The sequence below is a fragment of the Paraburkholderia strydomiana genome (assembly GCF_031456815.1).
GTDB lineage: Bacteria > Pseudomonadota > Gammaproteobacteria > Burkholderiales > Burkholderiaceae > Paraburkholderia > Paraburkholderia caledonica.
Genome location: NZ_JAVDVL010000004.1, coordinates 327,372 through 343,955, shown reverse-complemented (window position 1 = coordinate 343,955; position 16,584 = coordinate 327,372). Strand labels below are relative to the sequence as shown.

The following is a 16,584-nucleotide window of genomic DNA, read 5'->3' as shown; positions in this document are numbered from 1 at the left end:
CTTTTGGTTTGTACCTGTTGTCATGTCGGCGCCCCGACTTGCACCGATTCGAGTCCGTGCGCCGATCCAGCCGTTGATAATATCGACAAATGCAGCGAGGCCGAAGCCCCCGAACGGCTAATCGGTCGCCTTGCATCGCCGATTTAACCTTTCCAGGAAGCTAATCCAATGAGCAAACTCCGGCCGGAATACACCGTGGAACGACTGCACGAACGCCAGAAGGGCAAGCTGCCAGGCTTGCTGGGCGTGCATGTGCTGTCGCTGGACGAGGGCGCGCTGACTGCGGAATTGACCGTGCGGGAAGAACTGCTCGCACCGAACGGCTTTCTTCACGCAGCGACGGTAATCGGTCTCGCGGACACCGCTTGCGGCTATGCGTGTCTTGCTCACCTGCCGGAAACGGCACGCAATTTCACGACAGTCGAGCTGAAAAGCAACTTTCTCGGCACGGCGACTGAAGGCACGATCCGCGCGGTGGCGAAGGGCGTGCACCTTGGCCGCAGCACACAGGTTTGGGATGCGACCGTCACCGGTCCCGACGGCAAGACGATCGCCCTGTTCCGCTGCACGCAGATCGTGCTGTATTGATAGAACCGCGGGACATCGCCAACAGCGCGACGCGAAGTCCGCTTCTCCACGATAGTTCTTCGCAGAACGCGATCGCGACGCGGGCGAGTCCGCCGTCAAGCCACCGCAGCCATCAAGCTCGCCAGATCCAGGTGTTCAGCCAGCGTGTCGGCGAGCCGGTCCAGCGACGCTTCGCGCAACGCGGGGTAGTCGATTGCGTCTGCGTCGCTCAGTCCCGCCCAGGCCAACAGCGCGGCGCACGCAGCCGGTGTGTCGAAGAGGCCGTGCACGTATGTCGCGAGGATCTGGCCATCCGCGGAAATCGCACCGTCGGGACGCGCTTCGCCCGGCAGCCCCAGGCGCAGCGCCGGCGATTCCAGCGCCGGTCCTTGCGTCTCGCCCATATGAATCTCGTAACCGCCCACCTCCGGCGAGCCCGGCAACGCGAGGCGGCCGGTCACGTTCTTCAACGTCTTTTCGCGCGTCAGCACTGTCGAGTAGTCGAGCCAGCCAAGGCCCGCCGACGTTCCCGGCGCGCCCTCCACGCCGTGCGGATCGGCAACCTCGCGCCCGAGCAACTGCATCCCGCCGCATATGCCGATCACGCGACCGCCGTAGCGCAAGTGCCGTTGCAGCACCGCGTCCCAGCCCTGCGCACGCAGAAACGCCAGATCGCCGCGCACGTTCTTCGAACCCGGCAGGATGATGAGATCCGCGGGCGGCGGCGGCGTGCCGCTTCGGACGTAATGAAAATCGACCTGCGGATGCGCGCGCAGTGCGTCGAAATCCGTGTGGTTGCTGATGTGCGGCAGCACCGGCACGACGACACGCAACGTGCGCGCGGCGTCGCCGCGCTGCGCCGCGCGCAGTTCGGGCGGCAGCATGTCCTCGGCGTCGAGCGTGAGGCCATGCAGATACGGGACGACACCCAGCACCGGCTTGCCGGTCTTTGCCTCGAGCCAGTCAAGACCAGGCTTCAGCAGTCCGATATCGCCTCGGAAGCGGTTGATGATGAAACCCCGAACACGCGCCTGCTCGCTCGCTGACAGGCACGCAAGCGTTCCTGTCAGATGCGCGAAAACCCCGCCCCGGTCGATGTCCGCCACCAGCACGACCGGACAGTCGACGGCTTCGGCAAAACCCATGTTGGCGATATCCCGCTCGCGCAGATTGATCTCGGCCGGGCTGCCCGCGCCTTCCACGAAAATCGTGTCGTACGCCGCTTGCAGCCGAGCGTAGGACGCAAGTACCGCTTCGAAAGCGACGGGTTTGTACTCGTGATACGCGCGGGCGTCGAGATTCATGCGCGCCTTGCCGTGGATGATCACCTGCGCGCCGCGATCGCTCGTGGGCTTGAGCAGCACCGGGTTCAGATCGGTATGCGCGGCGATGCCGGCGGCCACTGCCTGCAGCGCCTGAGCGCGCCCGATCTCGCCGCCGTCGACGGTCACTGCGCTGTTGAGCGCCATGTTCTGCGGCTTGAACGGCGCGACCCGGACACCGGCGCGCCGCGCGAGCCGGCATAAACCGGCGACCAGCGTACTCTTGCCCGCATCGGACGTGGTGCCCTGGATCATCAGTGTGCCGCGCGGCACGGGTACGGCGTCATGCGAGATCGAATGGATGGTCACGGAAATGTCGGACTCGGCGAAGGAAAGGACGATTAAAGCGGCAGGCGAACACAAGAGGCAAACGACAGGCAGACAGCGCGCCCGCGCCCAATTGAGCGAGAGTCGAACACCAATAACGCAGGAACGACCGCAGCAACCTGAGCGCCAGATGATGGTCACGCATCGCGGCCAGGAATTACGTCCGCCATTACCGGTAACCGCCGCTGCCCGGCATTAGTATCCACCACCCTTGCTCGCCAACCGCGGCATTATCCCATCGCGCCAGCCCGCGCTGCACGCCGGTACAATCACGCGATGATTTCCCGCGACCTCACCTTCGTTCTCGGCGGCGCGCGCTCAGGCAAGAGCGTGCACGCCGAGCAGCTTGCCGCCCAAAGCGCGCTGCCCGTGACCTACATCGCCACGGCACGCATGACCGGCGACGCCGAATTCACCGCGCGCATCGCGCATCATCGTGCGCGGCGCCCCGCACAGTGGCATTTGCTCGAAGCAGACGTCGATCTCGCCGCCGCCATCAGGCAAGCCGACGCGCCGGGGCATTGCACGCTGATCGACTGCCTGACACTATGGCTCGCGAACCTACTATGTCCCGCCGATGGCGAAGGCCTACCGCCCGATCAATATCAAGCCCGCATCGAAGAACTGGAAGCCGCGCTTGCCGGCGCTCGCGGCAAGATCATCGCGGTCAGCAACGAAATCGGCCTCGGCGTGGTGCCGCTCGGCGCGGCAACGCGCCTTTACGTCGACGAACTCGGGCGCCTGAATCAGCGCGTCGCAGCCCTGTCCACGCAGGCCACCATGATGGTCGCGGGCCTGCCGCTCGCGCTCAAAACTGCGGGCGGCGCGTGATGCTTTCGCTTCCTCTTGTCGTGACACTCGCGACCGCGGGCGTGGCCGTCGACCGCTGGTTCGGCGAACCGCGCGGCGCGCATCCGCTGGTGGCTTTCGGCAAATGGGCGGCGCGTTTCGAAGCGCATTACAACCGCGGACGGCGCTTGCGGCTCAAGGGGCTGCTCGCATGGTCGCTTGCCGTGCTGCCGCCGGTGCTGGTGGCGTGGTGGCTCGTCGCCGTGCTGCCGTTTTTCGCCGCCTGCGCAGTGCACGTTGCCTTGCTGTGGTTCGCGCTCGGGGCCCGCAGCCTGCACGACCATATCGAGCCCATCGCGCGGGCGCTCGCGCATCGCGATCTCGCGGAAGCGCGCCTGCTGACGGCGCGGATCGTCTCGCGCGAAACGGCCAATGCCGACGAAGCAGCACTTTCCCGCGCCGCCGTCGAATCCGCACTCGAAAACGGCAATGACGCGATCTTCGGCGCGCTCTTCTGGTTCGCGATCGCGGGCGGTCCGGGCGCGCTCGGATTTCGCCTCGCCAACACCCTCGACGCGATGTGGGGTTACCGCACCCCGCGCTATCTGCGCTTCGGGTGGGCCGCCGCTCGACTGGACGACGTGCTCAACTGGATTCCCGCACGCCTCACCGCCGCGAGCTATGCGCTGCTCGGCGACACGCGCACCGCGTGGCGTTGCTGGCGCGAACAGGCGCCGCGTTGGGACAGTCCGAACGCGGGGCCGGTCATGGCCTCGGGCGCCGGCAGTCTGAACGTGCTGATCGGCGGTCCCGCGGTCTATAACGGCGCGCTCGAACATCGGCCCACGCTCGGCTTCGGGCATCCCGCGAAGGCCGCTCACATTACGGCCGCGCTCATGCTGGTCGAGCGTACGGTGATTTTGTGGCTCGCGGTGCTGATCGTGCTGGCCTTGCTGAGCGTGCCCTTGCATGTCTGAACGAATGGACGAGCGGCGCTCACTTCAACATATCGACGAGCTTGGGCACGCTGGTGAAGCGCCGGCCGCGTGCGCGTCACCCGGTGCAACGATCGAGCACGGCGGCAATCTGCACGAAGCGGCTGAGCGCTATCGCATTCCGTACCCGGAGTGGCTCGATCTGTCGACGGGAATCAATCCGCACGGCTATCCGGTGCCGCCCGTTCCCGCCGACGCCTGGCGCCGCCTGCCCGATGAAGGCGACGACCTCGCCGAGTGCGCCGCGCGCTACTACGGCGCGCCGGACGCGGCGCATGTGTTGCCGGTAGCGGGCAGCCAGGCGGCAATTCGCGCGTTGCCGGCGTTGCTGCCGCGCGCGGTAGCCGGCGTCGCGCCGCTCACCTACAGCGAATATGCGCCTGCATTCGAGCGGGGCGGACATCGCATGATGCCGCTCGATGTTTCGTGGGATGTACTGCCCGATTCGCTCAAGCATGTGGCGGTCGTGAATCCGAATAATCCGACCGCCGGGCATCTGGGCGCTTCGAAGCTGCTCGCCTGGCACGCGCAATTGAGCGCGCGCGGCGGCACGCTGCTCGTCGACGAAGCCTTCGCGGATACGATGCCCGACGCTTCGCTAGCGGCCTTTACGGATCGCGACGGTCTGATCGTGTTGCGTTCACCGGGGAAGTTCTTTGGACTTGCGGGCGTGCGCGCCGGTTTCGTGCTTGCCGCGCCCGCGCTGCTCGACAGCTTGCGCCGCGTGCTCGGCGCGTGGACCGTCAGCGGTCCCGCGCGTCATGCCGTGAAGGCGGCGCTGCTGGACCACGCCTGGCAACAGCAGATGCGCACACGGCTCGAAGCGGACAGCGCGCGCCTCGTCGATCTGTTGCAAGGTCATGGCATTCGTACCCGCAGCACGCCGCTCTTCGCCTGGACCGACGATCCACGTGCCGCAGCCCTGCACGAGGCATTGGCCACGCGCGGCGTGTGGACGCGGCTTTTCGCCTCGTCAGGCAGCGTGCGTTTCGGTTTGCCCGCGAGCGAAGACGAATGGGCGCGCCTTGCCCACAGCTTGCGCGCGGCAGTCGAGACGATCGACGCAACGCGACCGGCCTGATCCGTTGACGCGCGCAAACTGCCCACGTCGCATTGCAATGCAGGGCAGCGCATCGATCCACCCAACGCAAAACTCGACGTTCGACCCAATGAATTTGTCTGCACGATCGCTGCGCCCCGCCCTCGCCGTCATGCTGCTCGCCATCGCATTGCGCGCGCAAGCGGGCATCGCCGTGACCGACGACACGGGCGCCGTGCTCACGCTGCCCGCACCCGCGCAACGCGTAATCAGCCTCGCGCCGCATGTCACCGAGCTGCTTTATGCGGCTGGCGGCGGCGCCAAGATAGTAGGTGCCGTGTCGTACAGCGACTATCCGCCAGAGGCGCAGCAACTGCCGCGCGTGGGTGACAACAAGTCGCTCGATCTCGAACGCATCGTCGCGTTGAAGCCTGACCTTATCGTCGTGTGGCGGCACGGTAACGCACAGCGCCAGCTGGATCGTCTGCGCGAATTGCACATACCGCTGTTCTTCAGCGAGCCGCATCATCTCGACGATGTCGCCGTCTCGCTGACGAAGCTCGGCGAATTGCTCGGCACCTCGTCTACCGCGGATGCAGCCGCCGCCGCATATCGTCGGGACATTGCGCGCCTGCGCGCGCAGTACGCCGACCGGCCAGCCGTTAGCGTGTTCTATCAGGTGTGGGATCAACCGTTGATGACACTCAACGGCGAGCATATGGTCAGCGACGTTATCGAGCTATGCGGCGGGCGCAACGTGTTCGCGAAACTGCAACCGCTCGTGCCCACCGTTTCGACCGAAGCCGTGCTCGCGGCGAATCCGCAGGCAATCGTCACGGCAGCGCCCGGTGCGACGAAGCCCGACACGACCTTGCCTCAGCTCGGCGCGTGGCGCGCATGGCCGCGTCTGTCGGCGGTGGCGAATAACAATCTGTTCTCGATCGACGGCGACCTCATCAACCGCCCCGCGCCGCGCATCGCGCTAGGGGCGAAGCGGATGTGCGAGGACCTGGATCTCGCTCGCTCGCGCGTCAGGCAAAACGCGCAATAACGGGCTTAACGTGCATTAACGCCTGAGCCGATGGGCCCTCAGGCTCACGCGTTCCACTTTACGAGCGACCACTGTTGACTCTCGTCGCCGCGGCGCAGCCAGACGATGTTGGCGGTCTCCAGCGACCATCGCAAGCAACGTTCGAGCGGCACGTCGAGCGCCAACGACGCAATCGCGCGCATCACGCCCGCATGCGTGACCACATACGCCGGCGACAGCTCGCGCGTCTGCGCGTACGCGTCGAACCATGCGCGCACCCGCATGACGAACTGCGCGACGCTCTCGCCGCCATGCGCGCGTGCATGTTCGAAGTTGGACGCCCAGTCGTCGAGCAGTTCGCGATCGATCGCGTCCCAGCGCTGCTCTTCCCAATCGCCGAAATCCATTTCCTTCAGGCGATCGTCATGGCTGAGCACGCAGCCGAAGTCGTTCGCCAGTTCGACGGCGAGCGCCGAGCAGCGCGTCAGCGGGCTCGACATCACGACACGTGGCGCCGGCACCTGCAAGCTTGCGAGTCTTAAAGCAAGTGCCGCGGACGACACGTCGGCCGCCTCGGCGAGCGCCACATCGCTGTGGCCATAGCAAACGCCCGCGTCGAGTGCGACGGCGGGATGGCGAATCATGACGATATCCATGCGAGCCCTAGGAGATAGATGCCCAGTTCAAAGATCTGTTGCGCAAAGCCGAGACAATCGCCGGTGTAGCCGCCAATGCGCTTCACGAAATAGCGGCCCATTGTGAACCGCAACGCGACCAGCATCGCGAGCGCCGAGCCCGCGAACCGCCAGTCGGCCGCGAGCCATCCACGAGGTCCGTCCGGCCACAACAGCCACGGCAATCCGAATGCGGCGGCGCATAACAGTGCTGTGCCGCTCAGGCGCTGCGCGACCGGCTTCGCTTTGCCCTCGGCGCGCACATAGTCGAGCGTGCAGAGATAGCTGATCGCACAGGCGCGGCTCGCCGCATGAGCCGCAACCATCAGACTTGCGGCCCGCAGCGGCGGCAACGAAGCGAGCGTCTGCCACTTGAGAACAAGCGCGACGACAAGCGCAATCGCACCAAAAGCGCCAATGCGCGAATCGTGCATGATGCGTAACGCATCGTCTCGCGTATAGGCGCCACCGAACGCATCGACGCAATCGGCGAGGCCGTCCTCGTGGAACGCGCCCGTTATCAATAGCGACGACGCCATCGACAACAACACCGCAACCCCCGCCGGAAAGACGCGCAGCACCGCCAGATAGACAAGCGCGCTGATGCCGCCGACCAACACGCCGACGAGCGGAAAATAACGCGCCGCCGCGTTCAGATAGTGCGGTTCATAGCCGACCCAGCGCGGCACGGGTACGCGTGTGAAGTAACCCAGCGCCGTGAAAAAGTAGCGCAATTCGGCCAGCGGTTTCATATATGGCTTGCGTGCTCGTTGACTGAAATGCGAAGTACGGCGCGGTTCACGCTTCGCGGTTCGCTACACCGGCCGATTCGAAGCTCGCCATCTCGTTGATGAACGCGCAGGCCGCACGCAGCAGCGGCACCGCGAGCGCCGCACCGGTGCCTTCGCCGAGCCGCATGTCGAGCGATAGCAGCGGCTGTGCGCCGAAATAGTCGAGCATGCGCCGATGTCCCGCCTCGTTCGACGCATGCGCGAACACGCAATATTCACGCACGTCGGGCGCAATTGCGTCCGCGATCAACAGCGCTGAACTGGCGATGAAGCCGTCGACCAGAATCGTCATGCGCGCTTGCGCGGCGGCAAGATAGGCGCCGGCCATCATCGCGATTTCGAAGCCGCCGAAGGTTGCGAGCACATCGAGAGGAGCCGTGGATGCGTCGTGATGCGCAAGCGCCGCCGCAAGCACGCTGCGCTTCTTTGCGAGCCCGGCGTCGTCCAGACCGGTGCCGCGCCCCACGCATTCGTCGATCGGCACGCCGCAGATGCGGCTCATCAGGCACGCCGCCGCCGATGTGTTGGCGATACCCATTTCGCCGAAGCCGATCACGTTGCTGCCGAGTGCAGCGTGATGCCGCACGCGCGCCGCGCCGGCTTGCATCGCAGTGAGCGCCTGCTCGTGCGTCATCGCAGGTTCGTGCGCAAAGTTGCGCGTGCCCGCGCCGACTGGAATGTCGACAAGGCCATCGGTGCGCGGCAACGGCGTCGCGATACCCGCATTGACCACTTCGAGCTCGATGCCCGCGACGCGGCTCAATGCATTGACTGCCGCGCCGCCCGCGAGAAAATTCGCGACCATCTGCGCGGTCACCGCTTGCGGATACGGGCTGACGCCTTCGGCGGCAATGCCGTGGTCGCCGGCGAACACGATCAGCGCGGGGCGCTGGACAGCCGGATGCGTAGTACGCTGAATCAGGCCCATCTGACGCGCGAGCGTTTCGAGCCGGCCGAGACTGCCGGGCGGCTTCGTCTTCGTGTCGATGACGTGTTGAAGCTCGCTGCCTAACGTCTGTTCGAGCGGTTCTACCTGGGGCAATCCGGACAAGCCTGGCGAAGAGGTCATGGGTTTCGTGAAGATAAAAGATGTTTGGTTCTGAGCGTTAGCTTGACGACGTGTCATGGTTCGAAGCGGATTCGTGACGCGAGCGCGGCGCAGGAATGAGCGCCTCGTGCTCGCCGTCGCGAATCAGGATCAACGGATAGCCGAATACGCGGCTCGTCAACGCGGGCGTCAGTACCTCGTGCACACGCCCCGCGTAGGCGGCGCCCGCACCGTCGAGCAGCAGCGCGTGCGTCGCGAACCGGCGCGCGAGGTTCAGGTCGTGACAGGAAAACAGCAGGGTCCGCGCCGACTCACGCGTCCATTCGCTGAGCGCTTCCAGGCACTCGATCTGATGATGCAAGTCCAGATGCGATAAAGGTTCGTCGAGCAGAAGAAGCGGCGCTTGCTGACACAGCACCGCTGCGAGCGCCACGCGCTGACGTTCGCCGCCGGAAAGCGACAGCACGTCTCGCGCGGCTAGTGCGGTGAGCCCCAGCAAGTCCAGCGCGGCACGCGCGGCCTCGCGGTCACCCTCGCCCTCCCAACCCCAGCCGGTCAAATGCGGAAAGCGGTTCAGCATCACGATGTCGAGCACGCTCGCGCTGAATGCGTCGGGCGCGCTTTGCGGCATCAACGCGCGGCGCTGCGCGAGTTGCCGCGTGTGCCAGGCGGACATACGCACACCGTCGAGTTCCACGTGGCCAGCCGAGGGTTCACGCAAACCCGCGAGCGTGGATAAGAGTGTCGTCTTGCCGGCACCGTTCGGACCGGCCACGCACCAGATCTCGCCCGGATAAAACGTATGTGTGAACGCGTCGAGCAACGTGCGCGCGCCCGCACGCAAGCTCACGCGTTGTGCGCTGAGCGTGGACTGCGCGAGGTTGTTAGCGGGCATCATCGGCGGGCACGGAGCAGCATCCAGAGAAACACCGGTACGCCGATGATGGACGTGATCACGCCGACCGGCAGTTGCGCCGGCGCGATCACAAGGCGCGCGATCAGATCGGCGCCCATTACCGCCACCCCGCCGCCGAGAGCCGCGGCGGGCAGCAGCATACGTTGGTCGTTGCCGAACGCGAGCCGCAACATATGCGGCACCACGAGTCCGACAAAGCCGATGGTGCCCGCCGTCGTCACAGCCGCTGCGGCGGCGAGCGAGGCCGCAAGATACACGCGCAGCCGCAACGGCATGACCGCAACGCCCAACGCCTGCGCGGCGGCGTCGCCTCGCAACAGCACATTCAGACGCGGCGCAACGGGCACGATGGCAATCAGCACGACGACCAGCGCGACGAGTGCGGTCCACGGCAGCGCATTGCCATTGAGGTCGCCGGTCAGCCAGAACAACATGCCGCGCAAACGATTGTCCGGCGCAAGATTGAGCAGCAAGGTAATCAGCGCGCCCCAGCCTGCCGCGATGACGGCGCCAGTCAGAAGCAGGCGCGGCGACGTGTCCTGCGGTTCGCCGCGCCACAACTCGCGACGCGCAAGGCCGAGCACGAGGAGAATGGACACGAATGCGCCCGCGAATGCCGACGCATCGACGAGCCACCACGCGCAACCGGCGATCATTGCGACGAGCGCGAAAGTTGCGGCGCCGCCCGATACGCCTAATACATAGGGCTCAGCGAGCGGATTGCGCAACAACACCTGCAGCAGCGCGCCAGCCAATGCGAGCAATGCGCCGCAAGCAAAACCGGCCAGCGCGCGAGGCAAACGCAGCGTGCGCACGATCTCGCCGGCGAGATCGGCAGAGTTCGCATCAGACGCGCCCGCATGCAGCGGCGAAAGCGCCTCGATCACGCGCGCGGGCGCGAGCGACACACTGCCCAATGCGAGCGACGCCATCAATACGGCAAGCGCGGCGACAGCAAGTACGAGCCAGATCGCGGCGGCGCGCTTCGCAGTCATCGCGTGAAGCGTGGCGGGCATCGAACCTTCATGACGGCTCATCGGCGCGTTCCCAGCACGGCGCAGGCATCACTGCTGTTGCCAGCCGACCGTGACATAGGCACCGCGCCGCGGCGAGTTATACGAGTAGGCCGTTTCATAGTCCTTGTTGAACACATTCTGGATTTGCGCGGCCACGTACCATGCCTTCGTGACGTTGTAGCGCGCAGCCAGGTTGACGACACCGTAGCCGCCGAGCTTGCCGCTGCTGTCTTCGCGCGGACCGCTCACGATCCACTCACCGCCCACGCGCCATCCTGCGATACTGCGATTCACCGTCAGCGACGCGAAACGCCGCGCTCGCCGCACGAGGTCGGTATCGTTGTCGAGGTCGACCGGGTTTTGCAGCGTCACCGACGCGCGCACGTCGGTCTTGCCTACATGTCCGCTCCACGATCCTTCGAGTCCTTGCACTTTTGCATGGCCCACGTTTTCGGCCAGATAGATCCCCGGCGTCACCTGCTCATAGTCGATCAGATTCGAATAACGCGTCTGGAAAGCACTCAAACGCATCACACCGAGCGCATTGGATGCGTACTGCAACGCTGCTTCGATCGAATGACTGCGCTCCGGCTGGATGGACGGACTACCGCTCAGCGGATAGTACAGATCGTCGAAGCTCGGCGCGCGAAACGAACTGGAATAGCTTGCGCTTAGCTTCCAGCGCGACGTGATGTCGAAGCCATAGCCGAGATAGTAACTGTTCGCTCCGCCGAAATCGGAGTACTGGTCGCGCCGCAGGTTGGCCTGGATCTGGTTGCGCCCGAAGCGTGCCGTATAACCGGCGAAGCCCGAGTCGACATGACGAGTGGGCGCGGCAAACGTATCGGAGTCGAGACTCTGGTCCAGATGCTCGTAGCCGACCTGCAGTTTCTGCTGCGCGGCCAGCGCGAAATCGTTTTGCCAGGTGTACTGTCGATTGTCGGTGTCGAAGCGGCCGTTATACAGACCGTTGGTGTTCGACACGCTGCGGTCGTCGCCCTGCGCAACGATGAAGTGCGTGGTCCACCAGTCCGTTAGCTTGCCGTTAGCGAAGGCGGACAACTGACGCACTTTCGTGTACAGATTGTTCAGATCGGTCGGCTCGCCGTACGCATTGTCGTAGCTGTTGTTGCCGTTCGACTGCAGATAGCGGACGCCCGCGTCCCAGTTGTCGGTGAACTTATGGCGCAGCGAAGCGGAGATGCTCTCGTTCAGATAGCCGTTCGCATTGGGGTTCGCGTTCGGCGCCTCACGAGGATTGAGCGCGGAAAAACCGTCGTCTTTCGAACGCGCGAGCGAGATGTTGAAGGTCGTGCGGCCGTCCTTATCCAACGCGCCGTTCGCGCCCACCTGTTGCGTCTGCGTGTGGTAGCTGCCGTAGCCCACGGAAAAATTGAAACGCGGCGGATGATCGCCGCCGTCTTTCGTGAACACCTGGACCACGCCTCCGATCGCGCCCGAGCCATACAAGGCCGACACGTTGCCGTTCACTACTTCGACGTGGTCGACCTGATCGAGCGGAATCTGCCCGATTTGCGCGGTGCCGAGACTCACGGAATCGACGCGCACACCGTCGATGAGAATCAGCGATTGCGTCGACGACGCGCCGCGCAAATACAGGCTTGCTGTCGAACCGGGGCCACCTGTGCGCGAGATTTGCGCGCCGGGCGCGAGTTGCAGCAGACCCGGCAGATCGGTTGCGGTGGTGTCGGCAATGTCCTGCTGATCGAATAGCGACGTTTGCGGAATCGTGTCGGCGAGCGCTTGAGGTCCGCGCTCGGCGGTGACGACGACGGGCGACAAAACAGCAGGCGATGATTCGGCGATAGCGACGGATACAGCGCTCGTAGCGACTGGTGCGACAGGTGCGACTGCAACCGACGGCGCAGGCAAACTGTCGGCGGCTTGCGCATGCGCGAGCTGCGGCAGCCCTGCAAATGCGAGCAGCGCCGCGCGGGCGATAGGGGACAGCATGAGTGAAGTTTCCCGTGGATGGCGTGCGCGGCCCGCTTCCCCGCAGGCCGTCGCGTAACGAGGCGCGAGCGCTTTTGACTTCATTTCGCGGGCGCGCGCCTCTCCCTCTGGCCGGTATCCGGGCTGACGACGCTCGATCCCGCCTTCCCACGCGTGACGCGCAGTGGCACACTCGCATGTTGAACTGGAACACGCGATGGGGATCGAACTGCAAACGCGAACTGCAAAGCACGAAGTGCAAAGCGAATGCGGTCGCTTACCGTTGCGGGGGCAGCGCAGGTTCGCGCGTTCAGGTGAACGGCGCGCCCTGCTTCCCGTTTAACTGCACGCGCAATGAATTGCGCGCGCGGGCACCAGAGTGCGGCCAGTGTATGAGCGGCCTCGGGGCCAGTCAAGAATGCGGGTCACGACAGCGATGATTCGGACAGGAGCAGAGTATTGTCCGACGCGATCTGTGACACACGAGTACTTTTTCATCTTCAGTCGAAAAAAGCCTGCATAAAGCGGTGTTGTTACGTCTCGAAACGAGACAAATGTCGGAACGTGCGGCATTCCGCGCTAAAATGCGAGGTCTTTAGAGGACGCAGCACATGCTCACCGAACTCGAAACACTCTCACAGAATATCGGCAAGCTGATAGCGATCAGCCAGCGCCACAACGAAGCGCGTGTTGCGCTTGAAGAGCAGCTCGCCCAGTCGCGCGCCGAGGCAGAAGCCACGCGCACGGAACTTGCCATGGTGCGCGAGGAACGCGATGCACTGCAAGCGGAGCGCGACGCGCTGTCGGCCAAGATCGACGACGCTCAAGTGCGGCTCAATGCGATCCTCGAAAAATTGCCGCGCGCTCGCGGGCACAACGAGCCGGACAACCAGCTCGATCTGCTCGAGCCCGCTCAGCATGAAGTCGAAGCGGAGAGCGACGCCACTCGCCATGGAGAAAATGCATGACCACCAAGCAGATCGAAGTATCGATTCTCGGCGTGCCCTATCGCCTCGCCTGCTCGCCGGAAACGGAAGGCGCGCTGCTTGAAGCAGTCGCACGAGTCGACGCCGAAATGTCGAAGATCCGCAATAACAGCAACGTGCGCGGCACGGATCGTATTGCTGTCATGGCTGCGCTGTCGCTGGCATCGGAACTGCTTAAGCTGCAATCGAGCGTGCGTCACGGAGAAGCATTTCCCGCTGAAGAAATCAGGCGTACAATGCATCAAATGAACGAACAACTGGGTACTGTGATCGAGCAGTACACCATGCAGTAAGCAGCAAGTTTGCAACGTGTCTGGAAGTAGAAGTGGCCGGTCTTCGGGTCGGCTGCAGATTCAACCAGGTGGCACACGTAGCAGCTGAGCAAAGCGCGTGAGAGCATGCACGAGCACACTCGGCAAACGTTTCACCTGAATGGTTTTAGCTTCATCGGTTTAGCTTCCCTGCCTGGTTCGCCAAGGTCATATATTCCTTGAACCAATGCCATGTGCACGGTTGCGGAAATTTGTAGCACGGGCGTGCGCGTCACTCTGTCTGATGTACCCGAAGTGCTGCTAACTGCGACCAATTCTGAACCCCCGGTTCAGGATGCCGGCCTAGCGGCCAAGGCGGGGACCTTATTTGGAACGGCATCGGACTACTGTCCGGTGCCGTTTTTGTTTGGGCTCCGGCTTTTCCAACCTTAACGTTCCTTTCGATTCATGCGCTACTGGCTAATGAAGTCCGAACCGGACGAAGCAAGCATCGACCATCTTGCCAACGCACCGCACCGCACGTTGCCGTGGACCGGCGTGCGCAACTATCAGGCGCGCAACTTCATGCGCGACGCGATGCAGGTCGGCGACGGCGTGCTGTTCTATCACTCGAGTTGTCCCGAGCCTGGCATCGCCGGGATCGCCGAGGTAGCGTCTACCGCTTACCCGGACCCGACTCAGTTCGACAAGAAGAGTCCTTATTACGATCCCAAGTCGTCGCAGGAAACGCCGCGCTGGCTGCTCGTCGACGTGGTCTTCAAGAAGAAGGTTCCGTTGATTCCGCTCGCCGCATTGCGCGAGCACGACGAGCTGAAAGACATGCGCGTGCTGGCGAGAGGCAACCGTCTGTCCATCACGCCCGTCACCGAAGCCGAGTGGCGCTTCATCACGAAGCGACTCGCCTGAGTTCGCCGGTGCTTGCTGCAACGGCGCCACGAACGATGTCGCTCACCGATGCTCATCGCACGGTTAAATTGGGGAACCAAGCTCAGGTTACAAGCGCCTAACGCACTTGCAAACGGACTACCAACGGCGCACACAGCGCCGTGCCGTTGCATCGCGCCTGCCGGATCGTGCGCAATCCTGTTCAAGCAAGGAGTTCCACACAGATGAAAAACACCGCACGTGCACTCGCTTTCGCGCTCGTCTGCGCCGCGCCTGCAGCCCTCGTGCTCACGCCCGCTATGGCACGCGCGCAGAGCGTCGCGCCCTATCAACCGGCCGGCGTGCTGTCGCTGAACGCGCAGGCCAGCGCGGAAGTGCCTCAAGACGTCGTCGAAATCACGCTCTTTTACGAGCAGGAAGCGAGCGATCCGTCGGCTCTTACTTCAACGCTGAACCAGCGTGCCGATTCGGCATTGCAAAAAGCCAAAGGCGTGAGTGGCGTGACCGCACGCACAGGTTCGTTCTCGATTTACCCGTCTACCGATCGCGATGGCCGTATCTCCGCATGGCGCGGCCGCACGGAGGTCGTGCTCGAATCGCACGACTTCGCCGCGGCGTCGAAGCTTGCAGGGCAAATGGCGCCCATCATGCAGGTCGGCAATGTGCAGTTCTCGCTGTCGCCCGCGGCGCAGCGCGCCGCTGAACAAAAGCTGACTGGCGATGCAATCAAATCGTTCCGTGAGCAGGCGGCTTCGTCCGCGCAGGCGTTCGGCTACAGCGGTTATTCGATTCGCGAGGTCAACGTCGGACATAACGGCGCCATGCCGCGGCCCGTCATGATGATGAGCGCGCGCGCCATGGGCGCCGACGCCAAGATGTCGGCCGCTGTGCCGATTGAAGGCGGCACGTCGACGGTAACGGTGAATGTGTCGGGCTCGGTGCAGATGAAGTAATGCGCTGTCCACCTGCCGCCCCATGCGGCGGCAAAAGAAAAACGCCACGGCATGCCGTGGCGTTTTCTATTCAGAGCACAACGTGCCGCGCTACGGCAGCGCGTGCGCAGGTTCGCCGGGACTGCGACGATACGACCACACGAGCATCGCAATGCCAACGAGGATCATCGGCAACGAAAGCCATTGGCCCATGGAGAGACCCATGGCAAGCAGGCCCAGGAAGTCGTCGGGCTCACGGGCGAATTCGACCGTAAAGCGCGCGAGGCCATAACCGATCAGGAACACCGCCGAAATAGCGCCGAGCGGCCTTGGCTTACGCGAGAAGAAGAACAGCACGAAGAAAAGCGCGACGCCCTCGAGCGCGATCTCATACAGCTCTGACGGGTGACGCGGCAGCATGTGATATTGCGTGAAGACTTCGTTCAGCTTCCATTGCGCGGCCAGTTGCGGATGCGCGGCGAGCCATGCGGCGTCGTCGGGCGCGGCGCCTGGAAAGAGCATCGCCCACGGCGCCGACGGATCGGTCACGCGCCCCCACAACTCGCCGTTGATGAAGTTGCCGAGACGCCCTGCCGCCAGTCCTGTCGGCACCATCGGCGCGACGAAGTCGGTGACTTGCAGCCACGAGCGTTTGCGCTGATAGGCGAACAGCACCATGGCGAGCGTCACGCCGAGAAACCCGCCGTGAAACGACATGCCGCCTTCCCACACCTTGAAGATGTCGAGCGGATGCGCGAAATAAAAGCTCGCTTTATAGAACAGCACGTAGCCGAGCCGGCCCCCGAGGATCGTGCCGAGCACGCCGTAAAACAGCATGTCGTCGATATCTTTGGGTGTCCAGCCTTGCGCCGCGACGAACGGCAAACGCAGCCGCAGCCGGCCGACGACGATCGCCGCGATGAACGCGACGAGGTACATCAGTCCATACCAGCGCACGGCGAGCGGCCCCAGATGAATGGCAACGGGGTCGAAATTCGGGTGAATGAGCATCGTGTTGTTATGGGCAGTTCGGGTTCAGAAA

17 protein-coding genes, 1 other RNA gene and 1 riboswitch are annotated in these 16,584 nt (G+C 64.0%); of the genes, 10 read left to right on the top strand and 8 right to left on the bottom strand.

Going from position 1 to position 16,584, the window contains the following annotated elements; genetic code table 11:
- The first annotated feature begins 168 nt into the window (after window positions 1-168).
- On the top strand, window positions 169-588 hold the full coding sequence (locus tag J2W46_RS13980) for a PaaI family thioesterase (RefSeq protein WP_088172956.1): 420 nt from the start codon (window positions 169-171) through the stop codon (window positions 586-588).
- Between the two features lie 95 nt (window positions 589-683).
- Here J2W46_RS13980 and J2W46_RS13975 read toward each other — a convergent pair whose 3' ends face one another.
- Window positions 684-2,144, bottom strand: coding sequence for a cobyric acid synthase (locus J2W46_RS13975; RefSeq protein WP_310354704.1), 1,461 nt, complete (start codon window positions 2,142-2,144; stop codon window positions 684-686).
- 348 nt (window positions 2,145-2,492) lie between these two features.
- Here J2W46_RS13975 and cobU point away from each other — a divergent pair, with 348 nt between their 5' ends.
- The 4 genes from cobU to J2W46_RS13955 all read left to right on the top strand — a co-directional run bounded on the left by cobU (window position 2,493) and on the right by J2W46_RS13955 (window position 6,090).
- Entirely contained in the window at window positions 2,493-3,047 is a 555-nt protein-coding gene (gene cobU, locus J2W46_RS13970) for a bifunctional adenosylcobinamide kinase/adenosylcobinamide-phosphate guanylyltransferase (RefSeq protein WP_087751575.1), read from the top strand.
- Entirely contained in the window at window positions 3,047-3,982 is a 936-nt protein-coding gene (gene cbiB / locus J2W46_RS13965) for an adenosylcobinamide-phosphate synthase CbiB (protein WP_020065173.1), read from the top strand. The genes cobU and cbiB overlap by 1 nt, the downstream gene beginning before the upstream one ends.
- The gene (gene cobD, locus J2W46_RS13960) at window positions 3,975-5,081 is read left to right on the top strand and encodes a threonine-phosphate decarboxylase CobD (protein WP_374726830.1); all 1,107 of its coding nucleotides are present in this window, start codon (window positions 3,975-3,977) and stop codon (window positions 5,079-5,081) included. Before cbiB ends, cobD begins: the two co-directional genes overlap by 8 nt.
- A gap of 88 nt (window positions 5,082-5,169) precedes the next feature.
- On the top strand, window positions 5,170-6,090 hold the full coding sequence (locus J2W46_RS13955) for a cobalamin-binding protein (RefSeq protein ID WP_310354447.1): 921 nt from the start codon (window positions 5,170-5,172) through the stop codon (window positions 6,088-6,090).
- Window positions 6,091-6,134: 44 nt separating this feature from the next.
- On the opposite strand, the gene cobC is transcribed toward J2W46_RS13955, so the two are convergent.
- Genes cobC through J2W46_RS13925 form a run of 6 tightly spaced genes read right to left on the bottom strand, consistent with a single transcriptional unit; the run spans window position 6,135 to window position 12,488 of the window.
- Window positions 6,135-6,725 carry an alpha-ribazole phosphatase gene (gene cobC / locus J2W46_RS13950; RefSeq protein ID WP_027804176.1) on the bottom strand — a complete coding sequence of 197 codons (591 nt, stop codon included), beginning with the start codon at window positions 6,723-6,725 and terminating at the stop codon, window positions 6,135-6,137.
- Window positions 6,710-7,495 carry an adenosylcobinamide-GDP ribazoletransferase gene (locus J2W46_RS13945; RefSeq protein WP_310354446.1) on the bottom strand — a complete coding sequence of 262 codons (786 nt, stop codon included), beginning with the start codon at window positions 7,493-7,495 and terminating at the stop codon, window positions 6,710-6,712. Before J2W46_RS13945 ends, cobC begins: the two co-directional genes overlap by 16 nt.
- Before the next feature lie 46 nt (window positions 7,496-7,541).
- On the bottom strand, window positions 7,542-8,603 hold the full coding sequence (gene cobT, locus J2W46_RS13940) for a nicotinate-nucleotide--dimethylbenzimidazole phosphoribosyltransferase (protein ID WP_087751370.1): 1,062 nt from the start codon (window positions 8,601-8,603) through the stop codon (window positions 7,542-7,544).
- Window positions 8,604-8,640: 37 nt separating this feature from the next.
- Window positions 8,641-9,480: an ABC transporter ATP-binding protein gene (locus J2W46_RS13935; protein ID WP_310354444.1), complete on the bottom strand. Its 840-nt coding sequence runs from the start codon at window positions 9,478-9,480 to the stop codon at window positions 8,641-8,643.
- Window positions 9,477-10,535, bottom strand: coding sequence for a FecCD family ABC transporter permease (locus tag J2W46_RS13930; RefSeq protein ID WP_204520385.1), 1,059 nt, complete (start codon window positions 10,533-10,535; stop codon window positions 9,477-9,479). Before J2W46_RS13930 ends, J2W46_RS13935 begins: the two co-directional genes overlap by 4 nt.
- Window positions 10,536-10,562: 27 nt before the next feature.
- Entirely contained in the window at window positions 10,563-12,488 is a 1,926-nt protein-coding gene (locus J2W46_RS13925) for a TonB-dependent receptor plug domain-containing protein (protein ID WP_310354442.1), read from the bottom strand.
- A gap of 92 nt (window positions 12,489-12,580) precedes the next feature.
- Window positions 12,581-12,861: riboswitch (cobalamin riboswitch) on the bottom strand.
- Window positions 12,862-13,078: 217 nt separating this feature from the next.
- Here J2W46_RS13925 and J2W46_RS13920 point away from each other — a divergent pair.
- The 5 genes from J2W46_RS13920 (at window position 13,079) to J2W46_RS13900 (ending at window position 15,563) form a co-directional block, all read left to right on the top strand.
- Window positions 13,079-13,435, top strand: coding sequence for an ATPase (locus J2W46_RS13920; protein ID WP_027775693.1), 357 nt, complete (start codon window positions 13,079-13,081; stop codon window positions 13,433-13,435).
- Window positions 13,432-13,746 carry a cell division protein ZapA gene (locus tag J2W46_RS13915; RefSeq protein ID WP_020065163.1) on the top strand — a complete coding sequence of 105 codons (315 nt, stop codon included), beginning with the start codon at window positions 13,432-13,434 and terminating at the stop codon, window positions 13,744-13,746. Before J2W46_RS13920 ends, J2W46_RS13915 begins: the two co-directional genes overlap by 4 nt.
- A 162-nt stretch (window positions 13,747-13,908) precedes the next feature.
- Window positions 13,909-14,090: non-coding RNA, 6S RNA (gene ssrS, locus J2W46_RS13910), on the top strand.
- An 82-nt stretch (window positions 14,091-14,172) separates the two neighbouring features.
- Window positions 14,173-14,631, top strand: a complete 459-nt coding sequence (locus J2W46_RS13905; protein WP_310354439.1) for an EVE domain-containing protein — start codon at window positions 14,173-14,175, stop codon at window positions 14,629-14,631.
- Between the two features lie 203 nt (window positions 14,632-14,834).
- On the top strand, window positions 14,835-15,563 hold the full coding sequence (locus J2W46_RS13900; RefSeq protein WP_310354438.1) for an SIMPL domain-containing protein: 729 nt from the start codon (window positions 14,835-14,837) through the stop codon (window positions 15,561-15,563).
- A gap of 90 nt (window positions 15,564-15,653) precedes the next feature.
- Here the strand turns inward: J2W46_RS13900 and lgt are convergent, their stop codons facing one another.
- Window positions 15,654-16,553 (bottom strand): prolipoprotein diacylglyceryl transferase, encoded by a 900-nt coding sequence (gene lgt / locus J2W46_RS13895; RefSeq protein ID WP_310354436.1) that lies wholly within the window; start codon window positions 16,551-16,553, stop codon window positions 15,654-15,656.
- Window positions 16,554-16,584 lie beyond the last annotated feature (31 nt).

Coding starts and splice junctions, on each gene's coding strand:
- cobU (WP_087751575.1), top strand. CDS start 2,493: ATGATTTCCCGCGACCTCACCTTCGTTCTCGGCGGCGCGCGCTCAGGC.
- cobC (WP_027804176.1), bottom strand. CDS start 6,725: ATGGATATCGTCATGATTCGCCATCCCGCCGTCGCACTCGACGCGGGC.
- J2W46_RS13920 (WP_027775693.1), top strand. CDS start 13,079: ATGCTCACCGAACTCGAAACACTCTCACAGAATATCGGCAAGCTGATA.
- J2W46_RS13925 (WP_310354442.1), bottom strand. CDS start 12,488: ATGCTGTCCCCTATCGCCCGCGCGGCGCTGCTCGCATTTGCAGGGCTG.
- cbiB (WP_020065173.1), top strand. CDS start 3,047: ATGCTTTCGCTTCCTCTTGTCGTGACACTCGCGACCGCGGGCGTGGCC.
- J2W46_RS13900 (WP_310354438.1), top strand. CDS start 14,835: ATGAAAAACACCGCACGTGCACTCGCTTTCGCGCTCGTCTGCGCCGCG.
- J2W46_RS13905 (WP_310354439.1), top strand. CDS start 14,173: ATGCGCTACTGGCTAATGAAGTCCGAACCGGACGAAGCAAGCATCGAC.
- cobT (WP_087751370.1), bottom strand. CDS start 8,603: ATGACCTCTTCGCCAGGCTTGTCCGGATTGCCCCAGGTAGAACCGCTC.
- lgt (WP_310354436.1), bottom strand. CDS start 16,553: ATGCTCATTCACCCGAATTTCGACCCCGTTGCCATTCATCTGGGGCCG.
- J2W46_RS13930 (WP_204520385.1), bottom strand. CDS start 10,535: ATGAGCCGTCATGAAGGTTCGATGCCCGCCACGCTTCACGCGATGACT.
- J2W46_RS13955 (WP_310354447.1), top strand. CDS start 5,170: ATGAATTTGTCTGCACGATCGCTGCGCCCCGCCCTCGCCGTCATGCTG.
- J2W46_RS13980 (WP_088172956.1), top strand. CDS start 169: ATGAGCAAACTCCGGCCGGAATACACCGTGGAACGACTGCACGAACGC.
- J2W46_RS13935 (WP_310354444.1), bottom strand. CDS start 9,480: ATGATGCCCGCTAACAACCTCGCGCAGTCCACGCTCAGCGCACAACGC.
- J2W46_RS13945 (WP_310354446.1), bottom strand. CDS start 7,495: ATGAAACCGCTGGCCGAATTGCGCTACTTTTTCACGGCGCTGGGTTAC.
- cobD (WP_374726830.1), top strand. CDS start 3,975: ATGTCTGAACGAATGGACGAGCGGCGCTCACTTCAACATATCGACGAG.
- J2W46_RS13975 (WP_310354704.1), bottom strand. CDS start 2,144: ATGATCCAGGGCACCACGTCCGATGCGGGCAAGAGTACGCTGGTCGCC.
- J2W46_RS13915 (WP_020065163.1), top strand. CDS start 13,432: ATGACCACCAAGCAGATCGAAGTATCGATTCTCGGCGTGCCCTATCGC.